11 protein-coding genes are annotated in these 15,171 nt (G+C 58.2%); 4 read left to right on the top strand and 7 right to left on the bottom strand.

The features are described 5' to 3' along the window. Positions 1–47: 47 nt before the first annotated feature. From OOF89_RS09015 to OOF89_RS09005, 3 genes are all read left to right on the top strand, one after another. Positions 48–983 (top strand): ABC transporter ATP-binding protein, encoded by a 936-nt coding sequence (locus OOF89_RS09015; protein ID WP_266075347.1) that lies wholly within the window; start codon positions 48–50, stop codon positions 981–983. Next, a complete protein-coding gene (locus OOF89_RS09010) occupies positions 980–1,813 on the top strand; it encodes an ABC transporter permease (protein WP_266075345.1) in 834 nt (277 codons plus the stop codon). Before OOF89_RS09015 ends, OOF89_RS09010 begins: the two co-directional genes overlap by 4 nt. Positions 1,814–2,003: 190 nt before the next feature. After that, positions 2,004–2,831, top strand: coding sequence for an ABC transporter permease (locus OOF89_RS09005; RefSeq protein WP_266075343.1), 828 nt, complete (start codon positions 2,004–2,006; stop codon positions 2,829–2,831). A 15-nt stretch (positions 2,832–2,846) separates the two neighbouring features. On the opposite strand, the gene OOF89_RS09000 is transcribed toward OOF89_RS09005, so the two are convergent. The 4 genes from OOF89_RS09000 to OOF89_RS08985 form a co-directional block, all read right to left on the bottom strand. Continuing rightward, entirely contained in the window at positions 2,847–3,419 is a 573-nt protein-coding gene (locus OOF89_RS09000) for a response regulator transcription factor (protein WP_266075341.1), read from the bottom strand. Between the two features lie 305 nt (positions 3,420–3,724). Then, positions 3,725–4,375, bottom strand: coding sequence for a helix-turn-helix domain-containing protein (locus OOF89_RS08995; protein ID WP_266075339.1), 651 nt, complete (start codon positions 4,373–4,375; stop codon positions 3,725–3,727). Positions 4,376–4,448: 73 nt separating this feature from the next. Next, positions 4,449–5,498, bottom strand: a complete 1,050-nt coding sequence (locus tag OOF89_RS08990; RefSeq protein WP_266075337.1) for an NAD(P)-dependent glycerol-1-phosphate dehydrogenase — start codon at positions 5,496–5,498, stop codon at positions 4,449–4,451. Positions 5,499–5,693: 195 nt separating this feature from the next. After that, positions 5,694–6,683, bottom strand: coding sequence for an NAD-dependent epimerase/dehydratase family protein (locus OOF89_RS08985; RefSeq protein WP_266075335.1), 990 nt, complete (start codon positions 6,681–6,683; stop codon positions 5,694–5,696). A gap of 146 nt (positions 6,684–6,829) precedes the next feature. Here OOF89_RS08985 and OOF89_RS08980 point away from each other — a divergent pair, with 146 nt between their 5' ends. Next, positions 6,830–7,564, top strand: a complete 735-nt coding sequence (locus OOF89_RS08980) for a GNAT family N-acetyltransferase (protein ID WP_266075333.1) — start codon at positions 6,830–6,832, stop codon at positions 7,562–7,564. Positions 7,565–7,581: 17 nt separating this feature from the next. Here the strand turns inward: OOF89_RS08980 and gltB are convergent, their stop codons facing one another. The 3 genes from gltB to ppk1 all read right to left on the bottom strand — a co-directional run bounded on the left by gltB (position 7,582) and on the right by ppk1 (position 15,157). Further along, a complete protein-coding gene (gene gltB / locus OOF89_RS08975) occupies positions 7,582–12,090 on the bottom strand; it encodes a glutamate synthase large subunit (RefSeq protein ID WP_266075331.1) in 4,509 nt (1,502 codons plus the stop codon). A gap of 199 nt (positions 12,091–12,289) precedes the next feature. Next, positions 12,290–12,790 carry an Lrp/AsnC family transcriptional regulator gene (locus OOF89_RS08970; RefSeq protein WP_266075329.1) on the bottom strand — a complete coding sequence of 167 codons (501 nt, stop codon included), beginning with the start codon at positions 12,788–12,790 and terminating at the stop codon, positions 12,290–12,292. Between the two features lie 210 nt (positions 12,791–13,000). After that, positions 13,001–15,157, bottom strand: coding sequence for a polyphosphate kinase 1 (gene ppk1, locus OOF89_RS08965; RefSeq protein WP_266075327.1), 2,157 nt, complete (start codon positions 15,155–15,157; stop codon positions 13,001–13,003). Positions 15,158–15,171 lie beyond the last annotated feature (14 nt).

Raw genomic sequence — 15,171 nt, 5'->3', positions numbered from 1 at the left:
TATCATGCCAGTGAAGATTTAAATGGGCTGTAACACAATGGGTAGTTATGGCCGCCATCCAGACGAACGGTCTCACGAAACAGTTCGGCGAGGTGGTTGCGGTTTCCAACCTCGATTTGACCGTTAAAAAAGGCGAGATTTTCGGCTTCCTCGGCCCGAACGGGTCGGGTAAGTCCACCACCATCAACATGTTGATGGACTACATTCGCCCGACCACGGGGTCGGTAACAGTCCTCGGATACGATGCACAGGAAGAGACGCAAACGATTCACGAACGCATCGGCATCCTCCCCGACGCGTTCGACCTCTACGGACGACTGTCGGGCCGAAAGCACATCCAGTTCGCTATCGACTCCAAGAAAACAGGTGAGGACGCGGACGACATCTTGGAACGAGTCGGTCTCTCCGCTGAGGATGCAGACCGTCCCGCGGGCGACTACTCCAAAGGGATGCGTCAGCGAGTCACCCTCGGGATGGCACTCGTGGGCGATCCCGACCTGCTCATCCTCGACGAACCCTCCTCCGGCCTCGACCCGCACGGTGTCCGCGAGATGCGCGACATCATCCGTGCGGAGGCGGATCGAGGAACTGCCGTCTTCTTCTCTAGCCACATCTTAGACCAGGTCGAAGCCATCTGTGACCGCGTCGCCATCATGAACCAGGGCGAACTCGTCACGGTGGATACCATCGATGGGTTGCGAGAGACGAGCGGCACGAACGAGACGTTGGAACTAACTGTTAGCACCGTTCCAGAAGTGGACCTAACGACGATACCGGGCGTCACGGACGTTGTCGTCGACGGTAACCGAATTACGGTAACGTACTCCAAATCGAGCGCGAAAGCGAAAGTCATCAACTGTGTCGAGAAGGCCGGTGCGACCGTCACCGACATCGCAACGAAGGAGTCCTCCCTCGAAGACCTGTTCACTGCTTACACGACCGGTTCAGACGACCAGCGTATCGAATCGGAGGTGCGAGCATGAGTTTCGCCGTCGTCGCACGCAAGGATTTCGAAGACGCCGCACGGTCGAAAATGCTGTGGGCCATCACGACCCTGTTCGTGTTAGCAACTGCGGGTGGAATGTACGCTATAAGTTCGCTCAACGACGATTTTACCGCGAAACAGACGGTCGGATTCCTCAGTTCCCCCGCGACCCTCATCGTTCCGCTTGCGGCGCTCGTCATCGCATATCTCTCTATCGCGGGTGAGCGAGAATCGGGAAGCATCAAGCTGCTGCTCGGCCTGCCACACACTCGCCGAGACGTGGTTCTCGGTAAACTCATCGGTCGTGCAGGCGTCGTCGCGGTTGCAACCGTTATCGCGTTCATCGCGGGTGCAATCGTCCTCATCGTCCAATACGGTTCGTTCCCGGTAACGGACTTCCTCGTGCAAGGAGTCGTGACGCTCCTCTTCGGACTGGTGTTCGTGGGTATCGCCGTCGGATTCTCGTCCATGACTGCCACCCGTTCGCGGGCGATGGCGGGTGCAATTGGCCTGTACTTCCTCTTTCAACTCGTTTGGAACGTGGTTCCGATGGGTGCCTACTATCTGCTCGAAGGCGGTTTTCCGAGCCCGATGGGGAAACTTCCTGCATGGTACTTCCTGCTCAACCTGCTCAACCCAGTGAATGCTTATGCGATCGTGGCTCAGTTCTTGACGAACCCGAGCAGCCAGAACATGTACCAAACGCTCGTCGCGGGAGATGCACCGTTCTATCTCGACGGCTGGTTTGCACTGGTTATCCTCGGTGCGTGGCTCGTCGTGCCGCTGGCTATCGGCTACCAGTCATTCAAGCGCGCGGACCTCGGCTAACTGCGCGACTGCGTTTCGATACACGGCATAATTATTTTGCGCCAGTAGTAACAGATTCTAAGTACCAGAATCTTCAACTAGCGTGTATGAACGAATTTCGGATAGCTACCGCCGCGGCGGAGTCCGATACGCAGGGTCGGGACGGCCGAAAACCCGGACAAACGAGGGGACCCGATCGGGGAGCAAGAGCGTGAGTTGGGTCGTCGTTGCACGCAAGGATTTCGAGGATGCGATCCGCTCGAGGATGCTCTGGGCAGTTACAGCACTGTTCGTGTTCGTCACCGCTGGCTTCATTTTCCTCCACAAGTGGATCGATGGGGGGTACACACCCCAGAAGGCGATGGATATCATCAATTGGTCTTCGACGAGCGTCATCCCCCTCACCGCACTCGTCGTCACCTATCTCGCCATCGTCGGCGAACGTGATTCGGGAAGCATCAAACTGCTGCTCGGCCTACCACACAGTCGTCGAGACGTGGTGATTGGGAAATTCGTCGGTCGCTCGGGTGTCGTTGCCGTCGCGACCACCGCCGCATTCGGCGCATCCGCACTCGTATTGCTCATCGAATATGGGTCGTTCTCCGTGGTCGGATTTCTGGCACAGTCGGCGCTGGCACTCCTCTTTGCACTGGTATTCGTGAGTATTGCCCTCGGATTCTCGGCGGTGACCACCAGTCGTCCGCGGGCCGTTTCCGGTGCGTTCGGCCTCTTTTTCTTCTTCCAACTCGGGTGGAAACTGCCCTCGCTGGCCGTTTACTATCTACTGGAAGGGAGTATGCCGGCGGAGCCGTTTCCGAAATGGTACTTTCTCACGTGGATGCTGAACCCTGTCGAAGCGTACAAAATCGGGTCCCGATATCTGTCGATGCCCGACCAGCAAACCATCTATGCGTCCCTCGTCGCAGGTGACACGCCGTTCTATCTCGACGGTTGGTTCGCACTGGTCGTGCTCGCCGTTTGGCCCATCGTTCCAGTCTCGCTGGGTTACCTCCGATTCCGGACGGTGGACCTCTACTGATCGATCGCTGTGTCTTCATTCCGACGGGACGTAACTTTCCGTCAGTTCACCCTGCAAGTCGGTATTATCCAATTCGTCCAACGTGGTCGAGAGAGACGTTTTTAACGACTGAATTTTGGAGACGAGTTCTCGATACTCATCACGACTTTCGAGTTCCTCGCGTTCCATCCGTGTTTCGAGCGTGGCTCGCTTCGAGGAAAGGGTGAGCAACCTCTGAACGTCGGTTGAATACGTCGCTCGCTGTATCAGCGTCGAAACGATGCCGTGCAACTGGTCGGGGGAGTTTATCGGTTTCACGACGTAATCGTCGTAGCCCAGTTCGAGGACGTCGAAGTTGGGTTCGACGGCCGTAATCATGCCGACCCGGCAGTCGAGTTTCCGGTCACGGATGGTATTGAGAACGTCGTCACCGCTCGCACGCGGCATATCCCTATCGAGAAGTGCGATATCGAGCGTGTCGTCGAGGTACTCCATCGCTTCGACGCCATCGTATGCGGTGTAGACGTCGTACTCCTCGCCGAGCCATCGGGTGTAGAGGTCAGCTATCGGTCGCTCGTCGTCGGCAACCAGAATCGTATGATTGGTCACGAAATTACACTCCACTCGACGGACGGTCGTCCGTCGGTCGTCGATTCAAATCCGTTCGGGGGAATTCTTGGTTCGTGCTTGGCGTGTCCATCGGTATTGGTGGGGGTTCGGTAGTCAGCAGTTCGTCAGAGTATTCCGGAGAGAGACGAGGTCGTCGGACGCGCCGAGACCGCGGTTCTCAGCAGTGGCGGAAATACGTTCCCGTCCAACTGTTCACGCCAAGGTGTACTGACTGAAAATAGTTGAGGTCACATGTTTCCTACGAAACACGCTTAAATACTACACTTCGATTCGTCACCGTTCAACTATCCATCTAGTGAACGAAACGATCCAGCGATGAGATTCGCGAAGCCACGCCGAAGCCGACCACCGACCGCTTGCGGAGATATTTTCAGTTCGTCGGCCAGTTCTTCCAGCGTAATATCCCGTGGCCGTTCGAAATATCCTTCTTCGTAGGCCGTGATGAGGGTTTCTTGCTGTGCAGGCGTGAGGTCGCCCAACTGCTGAACCGCCATCTCCTGTAAGGAATAGACACGGTGAATTTCAATGGGAACGTCTTCCCGGCGGCAGAAGGACTGAAACACGGACATCTGTTCCTGTCCCGGGAATCGAAGATGGAACGTCCACCCATCCACCGTTCCGTTTGCCTCCATCACCGTTGCATCGGCTTCTTCGATCCCTTGTACGAATCCGGAAATTTCGTCGTTCCAAACGGCGCGAAACAGCGTCCCATCGGAGAAGGAATCGAGTTTCGTGAGGTCTTGTATCACCGGTTCGGCACGGACGGCGGCCTCGAACTGACGAACGTTGTCGCCCCATGCCCAGAAGAAGGGAAACACGGCAGTTCCGGTGGGGATAATCCGCTCAAGTTCGATCTGCAGCTGCGAACCGTCACGCAGTGCACGACCGAGCGCGAACTCGTCTGCGGGTATGGAGATCTCCACGATAGTACTCATATAATCAGTGCCACACCCGCACCCTTTCACGGGAGAACCTTGAAAGTTACTGCTGGCGTGATCTTTTACTCATTCAGACGATTCCGGTCGCAGTTACGGCCTCGATTGCCGCAGCTTCGTTCATACCGCTTCCCAAAATCGTGTAGCGATCGCGAATTTCGTGGGCCGTGGTGAGCGCTTCGACGACGGTTTCGGCGTCGATCCCGAGCTCGTCCGCAGTTGTCGGTGCACCGATAGTTTCCAGCGCGTCTCGGATTCCCCGCCAGTTTCCCCCGTGAAGATATTCGGTAATAATGGAACCGACGCCGACTTGGTGACCGTGAAGGGCGGCGTCGGGCGCGATTCGGTCGAGTTGGTGCGAAAAGAGGTGTTCTGCCCCACTGGCCGGGCGCGACGAATCGGCGATACTCATGGCGACCCCGGAGGAGACGAGCGCCTTGGTGACGACCCAGGCCGACTCTTCCAGCCCGGGTTTGATCGAATCGGCGTTATCGACCAGCATTTCGGCAGTCATCTCCGCGAGCGCGGCGGAGTAGCCGGAGTATTCGACGTTCTGCAGTCGATTCGCGAGTCGCCAATCCTTGACCGCAGTGTAGTTACTGATGATGTCGGCACACCCCGCCGTCGTAAGTCGCCATGGGGCGTCCGCGAGGATTTCCGTGTCCGCGACGACGGCGAGTGGTGGTTCCGCGGCGACGCTGTGTCGGGTGTCCTTCTCGGGAATCGACCCGCGACCGCTGACGATACCGTCGTGACTCGCCGCAGTTGGAATAGAGACGAAGCCCCGCTTGATTTCGTCGCTCGCCATCTTCGCGATATCGATCGCTTTTCCACCGCCCACGCCGACGAGATAGCCTGCGTTCACTTCGCGAGCGGTTTCGATGACGCGCTGGACGGAGTCGAAACTCGCTTCCTCGATGACGGTCGTTTCGACATCGATACCTGCCTCCTCGAACTGTGCTTCGACGCGTTTTCCCGCCACGTCGTTCGGTGTCGGACTGGTGACGATGAGGGGAACGCCATGGAGATGCAGTTCGGAGATAGCGTCCACCGTCTCCGAAAGAACACCGTGGCCCACAACCACGTTCCGCGGGAGACGGATCCACGTAGATTTCTCGAACATACCACCAATTCGTTATGCGGCCGTGAAACAGTTTACTCTCCATCGGAGAGGGACGCGGTGTGATTTTACAAGAACCGTGATTGCAGGAGGGTACGGTTATCGCGGTGGTAGTCACGTGTCGGCGGCAACCGCAACATCGGCAAAGAACGAATCCATCGGAACACAACATCATCCTTCGAACCGACGTTCAAGAGATCATATCGTGTCGAGAACACCCAGCACTCGCTCCTCCGACTCCCGACCGGGGTCGTGGTCGCTGCCATCGCGGTCGCTTTCCAGATGCTCTTCGGCGGTTCGGGCCATCGCTTCGTTTACCGGGGTCGATTCCCAACCAAGCGAAGCAAGCTTGTTCGTGTCGAGAACGTGTGGGTAGTCCCGATAGAGGATGTAATCGTCCACCGAGAGGCCGCCGGTCGATAGTTCGCGGTCGCTGGCGTGGACGAGTTCCACGTCGGTCTCGAACGCGTCCGCGATGAGGGAAATCATCTCATCCATCGTGACGAGCTGCTCGTCGCCGACGTTGTACGACTCGCCAGGGTCACCCTCCTCGGCTACGACCCGTAGTGCGCTCGCAACGTCCTCGACGTAGGCACGGTGCCAGAGGTTCTGTCCGTCGCCGGGAACGAGCAGGCGGTCGTAGCGATTCACCCGGTCAAGCCAGAAGTCGAGACGCTCGGTATAGTCGTACGGACCGTAAACGATGCAGGGGCGGACGCTCATCGCGTTCACGCCACGTTCTGCAGCTTCGAAGATCGCGCGGTCGCCCTCCGCTTTCCGTGCTCCGTACGAGTCGTGGGAGTCGTCCATCGCCTGTTCGGGCGTGCAGTCACGGAGTTCGGTTTCGTTTTCGCGCTTGGGAATCACTTCGGCTTCGTAGGCGCTCCCGCTCGAGATGTAGACGTAACCGTCCACGTCGGCAAATATTTCGGTAGCGGCGCGAACCTCGCGGGGTTCGTACGCCACACAGTCGATGACGATGTCGGGAACCACTTCCGCTCGCGCCGCTTCGAGGGCGGAGTCGTTCGTTCGGTCCCCCTCGAAGTGGGAGACACCGTCAGTGTCCGCGAAGGGGTTGTCGTGGTTGCCGCGATTGAAGATGGTCACGTCGTAACCGTTGTCGAGCAGGTCGGTGACGAGGTGCCGACCGATGAATCGGGTGCCACCGATGACGAGTGCGCTGTCCATGCCTGGGTGGTTTCGAGTCGTGGCGCAAAATGCTACCGAAGGCGGAAGGATGGAGACACGGAACGAGGTCGTTCTCGTCGGTTTGTCGGACAAGAAATTGCGATGGCCGGTAGAATGTTTATCCCTCATGCCACAGTAGTCCAAGTATGCAGGTACGCGAAGCGAGAACGGAAGACATCGCCGGAATGCAAGACGTGGCAGAGCGGTCGCTTTCGGCAACCTACTCGAAGTTTTTGGACGAAGAGGTCATCGAACACGCGATATCGGAGTGGTACTCGGACGAGAACCTGGAATCGGAGTTCCAAAGCCGTGGGATGTTGTTCCTCGTCGCACTCGAGGACGGCGACGTGGTCGGGTTTACGCAGAGTGACATGCTTCCCGACGTTCCGGAGGGCAACATCCTCTGGTTGCACGTCGATCCGGACCACCGTGGAAAGGGGGTCGGAACGGCACTCCTCGGGCGCACGCAGGAGGAACTCAGGGAGAAGGAGGTCGAGACCTTGATGGGACTGGTCCTCGCCGACAACGAGGAAGGGAACGAGTTCTACCGGGACCACGGGTTCACCAAGGTCAGCGAACGAACCGCCGAAATCGGCGACCGAACGTACACCGAAAACGTCTATGCGGAAACCGACGAGACGGTGTTGGAACCCCGCGAGTACGAGGACAGAACGCTGTACATCAACCGTGCGGAGAGCAGTCGTGGGTCGAAAGCACCCTTCTTCGCCGTCTTCAGCGACGAGGACGCGGAGGAACGCTACGGCTACTTCTGTTCGAACTGCGAATCCTTCGACAACTCGATGGACAGCATGGAGCGGATCCAGTGCAACAACTGCGATAACAAGCGAAAAGCGGCGCGGTGGGACGCGGCGTACCTCTGAGACCGCGCACCCTTGGTTCAGTCGTCCGAAACGATTTCGATCCGCGAGGGTTCTCCGGACGTCGGAACCGCACTGGGTGGCGTCGTCCGAACGTCTTCCTGCCCGGCCTCGATGGCCTGCCGATAGGCGTCGGGCATGACTTTCACGAAGGTTTCTTTCGCCGACTTCCAGCGTTCCAGCAGTGACCGCGCAACCTCGCTGTCGGTCGCCGTGGCGTGATTTTCCACCAAGCGGCGAAGCACCGCTTCGTCGCGGTCCTCCAGTTCGGACGAAAGCGATACCGTTTCGCCGTTGATACGCTCCCGGATCCCACTGTTATCGCGGACGTAGGCAACGCCGCCGGTCATGCCTGCGGCGAAGTTCTCGCCGATCTCACCGAGCACCGCCACCACACCGCCGGTCATGTACTCGCAACCGTGATCGCCGACGCCCTCGACGACCGCTTTGGCGCCGCTGTTTCGAACCGCGAATCGCTCGCCAGCGACGCCGTTAACGTAGGCTTCACCCTCGGTTGCACCGTAGAGCGCGACGTTTCCGACGACGACGTTTCCGGCGTCGTACCCGGCATCATCAGGGGTTTGTAAGACGATACGACCGCCCGAGAGGCCCTTTCCGACGTAGTCGTTCGCCGTTCCGGTCAGAAACAGATCGACGCCCGATTGAGCGAACGCGCCGAAACTCTGTCCGGCGGTACCGTCGAACCGGCACGTGATCGTTCCGTCCGGGAGGCCGGATTCCCCGTGAACTGCCGAAACCCGACCGGAGAGCATGGAACCAACTGCCCGGTCCCGGTTCGAAATCGATCCCTCGATTTCGACCGTATCGTCGCCCTCGATTGCCGACCGAGCGGCGGTCAACAGGATGTGGTCGATATGGTCATCCAGCGCGTGGTCCTGGTCTCGGGTCTTGGTTCGATTGTCGTCAGCACCCTCACCATCGGCCGGGTCGGCCAACACCGCGGAGAGGTCGAGGCGGCGCGCTTTCGGGTGGTCCGTCTCGCGTTGACGGAGCAACTCGACGCGGCCGACCATCTCCTCGACGGTTCGGACGCCGAGTTCGGCCATGATTTCCCGCAGTTCAGTCGCGATGAACGTCATGTAGTTGATGACGTGGTCGGGTTCGCCGGGGAACCGTGCGCGGAGGTCTTCGTCCTGCGTGGCGATGCCGACCGGACAGGTGTTCTTGTGACACTGCCGGGCCATCACACACCCGCTGGTGACGAGGCTGGCGGTCCCGAACGAGAACTCCTCCGCGCCCAACAGGGCCGCGACGGCGACGTCGCGACCCGTTTTCAGCCCACCATCGACGCTGACTCGGATACGGGAGCGAAGCCCCGTCCGTCTAAGCATCTGGTTCGCCTCCGCCAGGCCGAGTTCCCACGGCAGTCCGGCGTTTTTGATGGACGTTCGCGGACTCGCACCGGTTCCACCGGAGTGACCTGAAATGTGAACCACGTCCGCGTTCGCCTTGGCGACGCCCGCGGCAATCGTCCCGATACCGGCCTCCGAGACGAGTTTGACGTTGATGTCGGACCCGTCACTGGCCGTCTTCAGGTCGTAGATGAGTTGTTTCAGGTCTTCGATGCTGTAGATGTCGTGCTGTGGCGGCGGCGAGATGAGCCCTACACCGGGCGTGGCGTGACGAACGTGTGCTATCGCTTCGTTCACCTTCCCACCGGGAAGATGACCACCTTCGCCGGGTTTCGACCCTTGCGCCATCTTGATTTGTAGTTCGTCGGCGGACTGGAGATACCTGCTCGTGACGCCGAACCGACCGCTCGCGACCTGCTTTACCGAACATTCACGCTCGGTATCGAATCGCTCCGGCGGTTCGCCACCTTCACCCGTATTCGATTTGCCGCCGATTCGATTCATCGCGATGGCGTTGTTCTCGTGGGCTTCCGGCGACAGCGACCCGAGGCTCATCGCGGCAGTCGAAAATCGCTCCACGATTTTCTCCACCGGTTCGACCGTCTCGATCGGGATCGACTCGCGCACGGTGGTGTCGAAATCTATCAGTCCACGCAGCGTCTGGAGTCGCTCGTTCTGGTCGTTGATTTCGGCCGCGAACGATCGGTATTCCTCCTCGCTCCCTTGTCTGACGGCGCGCTGAAGCGCGCCGACCGTCTTCGGGTTCCACTGATGGTGAATCCCGTTCGAGCGGTGTTCGTACTCACCCTGCCGGGCGAGTTTCGGTTCGTCGTTTCCGTCGAACGCTGCCTCGTGACGGGCGAGCAGGTCGGACTCGATCTCCTCGATGCCGATGCCCTCGGTACGATTTTCGGTGCCCGTGAAGTATTCGTCTACGACATCACCGTTCAGCCCAACCGCCTCGAAAATCTGGGCACCGCGGTAACTCTCGACGGTCGAGATTCCCATCTTCGCCATCGTTTTCAGCAGTCCCGTCTCCAGCGCGGTACCGTAGGCGTCGAGGGCTGCAGCCTCGTCCGCACCCTCCGGTCCGGCCACCAAATCAGCGATGGTCTCGTACGCGAGATACGGATTGACGGCACCCGCGCCGTACCCGACGAGCGTCGCCAAGTGATGGACGGTTCTGGGATCGCCGGACTCGACCACCAGTCCGGTTTTGGTTCGCAGACCCTCACGGACGAGATGGTGGTGAACCGCACCCGTCGCCAGCAAGGAGGGGATCGGAACCCGGTTTTCGTCGGTGTTGCGGTCGGAGAGAACGACGATTTCGGCACCCGTCTCGACCGCATTTCGGACCTCGGAACGGACGTGTTCGATGGCGTTCCGCAGACCGATCCCCGGATCGAAGGTGATGTCCACCACCTCGACCGCGAGGTCGGTCTCGTGCATTGCGGACAGTTCCCCATCGGACACCACCGGCGAATCGAGGACGAGTTGTCGGGCGTGGTCCGCAGATTCGCCGAGGAGATTTCGCTGGCGGCCGAGTCGAGTTTCGAGGCTCGTCACCAGTTCCTCGCGGATGTAATCTATCGGCGGGTTCGTCACCTGTGCGAACAGCTGTTTGAAATACGAGAACAGCGGACGGTCGAAGTCGGAAAGCACCGAAAGGGGCGTATCGTCGCCCATCGAACCGACCGGGTCTTTCCCCTGCCGAGCCATCGGTTCGATGAGTTCGGTCAGTTCGTCGTCCGTGTAACCCCACACCGCTTGTTGAGCGCGGAGTGGCACGCTGGTGCCCGCGGTTTTTTGCGAACTGCTCGAAGTCGCGAGTTCAGTTTCGGGCAGTCGTAGTTGCTCATTTTCCACCCACTCGGCGTACTTCTCGTCGGTCAGGTCCGCGAAGACTTCTTCGTCGGAGACGACACCGCCAGCCGCTGGATCCGCGAGAAACAGTTGTCCCGGTTGGAGTCGGCCGCGCTCCACGATTTCGTCCTCGGGAACGTCGAGTGCACCCGCTTCGCTCGCCATGACGAGACGGTCGTCGGCGGTCACGTCGTAGCGACAGGGACGCAGTCCGTTTCGGTCGAGCACTGCGCCGATTCGCTCCCCGTCGGTTGCGGCGACGAGCGCGGGGCCGTCCCACGGTTCGACGAGCGAGGCGTGAAAATCGTACCATGCTTGTCGGTCCCCGTCGGTTCGTGAGCGCCACGCCTCAGGAACGAGCATCCTGAGTGCGTGTGGAAGGCTTCGTCCGTCCTGCAAAAGCAGTTCGAGGACGTTGTCGAGGCTGGCCGTATCGCTCTGGTCATCCCGCGTCACGGGCGTGATTCGGGAGACATCCGATCCCAGTCGGTCGCTTTCGAGGTCGCTTTCGCGAGCGGTCATCCAGTTGACGTTCCCACGAATAGTGTTGATTTCCCCGTTGTGGATGGTTCTGCGATAGGGGTGTGCGAGATGCCATGCGCCGAGCGTATTGGTCGAAAATCGGGCGTGAACCATGGCGAGGGTGGATTTGAATCGAGCGTCGGTCAGGTCCGGATAGTAGTCCGAAAGTTGTTCGCAGGTCAGTAGTCCTTTGTAAACGAGCGTTTTGCGATCGAGCGAGCAAACGTAGAATCGCTCACCGTCGTCCGTTTCCGGACTTCCGATTTCCCGTTCGAGGACGCGTCGGGCAACGTAGAGCGTTCGGTCGAAATCATCCGTCGACAGGTCGGTCTCAGGTTCGACGAAACATTGGACGACAGCGGGTTCGGAGTCGAGGGCCGTCTCGCCGAGTTCGGCATTCTCGGTCGGGACCGTGCGCCAGTGGAAGACCGACAGGCCTTCCGATTCGAGAACGTCCTCGACGGTTCGTTGCAAGGACTGGCGCGTAGCGTTCTCGCGAGGGAGAAACAACTGCCCGACTGCGTAGGTTTCGGGTAGTTCGGAGTCGAGAATCGCCGCAAAAAACTCGTCCGGCCGTCGGACGAGGATACCAGCACCGTCTCCGGTGTTCGGTTCTGCACCCGTCGTTCCACGATGTTCGAGATTTGCGAGAAGTGAAAGGCCGTCGGAGACGGTTTCGTGGTCGGCGGTGGCGTCAGCGTCGAGGTTAAGTACGACGCCGACGCCGCAGTTCGACCGGTGGTCGGTCGGGTCGGCGAGGTTCATCGTCATGTGCGATCGCATGACAAAGATGCATAAGAGGTTTCTCCTGAAGGACTAAGGGAACATCATTGTCAATATGTGTTCCTTATATATTTGTCGAACAGAACATTTTTGGGCAAGAATCGAAATAATTTGGAAATAGATGAGGTAGTAGCCAACATACACCATGTTTTTCCAATAAAACGAGTACGAACGGTCACCCCGATCGTTATTCGCTGTCGATGAGCTGCTGTAAGTCGTCGTCGTCGTAGTTGACCAGCAATCTCGATTCGTCTTTGAACGTCTGTAGCACGACCTGTGTCGAGGAGTGTTCGACGCCTTCGGTGTGGATGATGTCGTCGATGTACTCCTGTAGATGGTCGTGATCTCGCAGGTGAGCAACGACGGTAAACGATTTATCCCCGAGCATGAAGTAAACGGTCTGTACCCCCGAAATTTCGCAGAGATCGTCTCCAATTCCCTCGTATCCCGGTCCGTAGTCGCTCCGAATTTCCGTGATAGCGGTGAGTTCGAGGCCCAGTTCACGAGCGTCGAGTTTCGAGACCGTTCCTGAAAGAATCCCTTGTTTTCGATATTTATCGAGTCGGTAGTAGACGGTCGAGGTACTGATACCCAGTTCCTCACTCACTTCGTCCACATCGATATCACCCTCCCGGTCGAGCCAGCGCAGGATTTTGAAGTCCTTTCCATCGAGATTGACTTCGGCCATACCTAACCGATCGTAGTCAGGTTTCTAAAACTTTGCTAAGATTTCGTGGCTTGGATAAATTTATATGCGACAAATTTCAATACGTGTCGAAATCGTGATTGTTCCACCACATCGTATAAAAGTGCTTGAAATTTATGAATAATGAGGCAAATATTTTCCTTTTTCAAATCTACTCGAAGCCAGACAGGAACGATCCGAGACGCATATCATCTACTCATCTACATGTTGTACACGTTTTATGAGGGTTCGATGCGTGTCCCGGGATCGTTCGTCCCCCGGTTGGCGCTGCCGATAGGTACCATCCGAATTCATCTCCCAGCATTTTCGATTGTCGTTACGCATCACGTCGAGAATCGTTTGGAGTTCCGAGCGGAGGTCCGGGTCGGTAACGGGGGCGATGGTCTCGACCCGGTCGTCCAAGTTCCGCGTCATCCAGTCGGCAGAGCCGATGAAATAGCGTGGGTCGCCATCGTTTCCGAAGTAATAGATTCGGGAATGCTCGAGGAAACGGCCGACGATGCTGTACACGTTCACCGTCTCGCTGACCGCTTTCACTCCGGGTCGGAGGCGACAGATATCTCGAACGATGAGGTCGATATCCACACCTGCCATTCCTGCCCGATAGAGCTCTTCGACCATTTTCGGATCCTCGAGCGCGTTCATTTTCACGATGATTCTCGCGTCCTTCCCCTCACGGGCGAGTTCGGCCTCATTGCGAATTAGCCACGTAAATTGCTCGCGCATGTTGCCAGGTGCAATGAGGAGCGATCTATAATCCTCGTGATGGGTGTGTCCGGTGAAGAAGTTAAACAGGTCAGTCAGATCCTGACCGATTTCCCGGTCGGCCGTAAACAATCCGAGGTCGGTGTACGTCTTCGCGGTTTCGGAGTGATAGTTTCCGGTCGCAATATGTGAATATAACCGCACTCCATCCGCCTCCTCACGGACGACGAGTGCAGTCTTGCTATGGGTTTTGTAACCGAGGGTTCCGTATGCAACGTGAATCCCCTCCTCTTCGAGACGCTTGCCCCAATCCAAGTTGTTCTGCTCGTCGAATCGCGCTTTCAGTTCGACCATCACGGCGACCTGTTTGCCGTTTCGTGCCGCTTCGATGAGGCTCTGGACGACCTTCGAATCGCTGGCAGTACGATAGAGTGAGAGTTTGATAGCCAGCACATTCGGGTCCGTGGCGGCCTGTTCTAAGAACTTCTGGACGGTTTCATCGAACGAGTGATAGGGAAGATGGACGAGCACATCGTCCGACCGAATCTCCTCGAAGATGTCGAGTTCGTCATCCGTCGGCGACAGCCGGGGATGTGGTTGTGGCGTCCACGTGTCGAGTTTCAACCCCGGTTCGTCCAGCTCGACGAGCGGCATGAAATCGTCGAATCCGAGTGGAGTCGGTCGCTCGAACACTTCACGTTCGTCGACGCCGAGCTGTTCCACCAGCAGTTCGCGAACTCGATCCGGCATGTCCGCCTCGATTTCGAGCCGGACGACCGTCGCGAATCGGCGTTCGCGCAACACCGATTCGATCATGTCGATGAGATCTTCCGCGACCTCCTCGTTTTTCGCGACTTCCGCGTTTCGCGTCACTCGAAACGTGGAGTGGTGGATTATCTCGGTGTTCGGAAAGAGCAAATCGAGGTTCGCGGCGACGACTTCCTCCAGAGGAACGAGCGTCGTGTCGGTCCCGATTTGCACCAAGCGTGGTCGGTTGCCCGGAATTTTCACCCGCGAAAAAACCGGTTCGTCGTCGTTCGACTCCCGAGTCAACACCGCGAGCGATAGACTGAGGTTGGAAATGAACGGGAACGGATGTGCTGGGTCGAACGTGAGCGGCGTCAGCGTCGGGAGAACCGAACTCTGGAAATACTCCCGAAGTTCCTGCCGCTCGCCGGGAGCAAGGTCGTCGTGCGGAACGATATCGATTCCTTCGTCTGCGAGTGCGTCGTGAATCTCGTCAGCGTAAACCGCCGACTGTGTGGTGAACATTTCGCGTGCAATGCCGAGGACTTCCTCCCACTGTTCTACTGGCGTTCGGCCGACTGGTGTCGTTTCGGTTACGTTTGCGGCCATCTGCTGTTTCAGTCCGCCGACACGCTTGCGGAAGAACTCGTCCATGTTCGTCGTGAAGATAGCGAGAAACTTCACGCGCTCGAGCAGTGGGTTTCGCTCGTCGAGTGCCTCGTGGAGCACACGTTTTTGAAATTCCAGTTGGCTCAGTTCGCGATTTAAATAATATTCCGAGTCGGAGAGGTCGATATCCTTCGGTAGTTGCTCGTTTTTCCCTCGATTCTCGCTCTCGTCGCGGTTCTGTCGATTCTCGCTGTACCCGTCATCTGCTGGAAGCTCGTGTTCTGACATACTACGTCACGGAG

This window comes from Haladaptatus caseinilyticus (genome assembly GCF_026248685.1).
Lineage (GTDB): Archaea > Halobacteriota > Halobacteria > Halobacteriales > Haladaptataceae > Haladaptatus > Haladaptatus caseinilyticus.
Note: the sequence above shows the minus strand (reverse complement) of the source record. Positions and strands in the feature narration are given on the sequence as shown.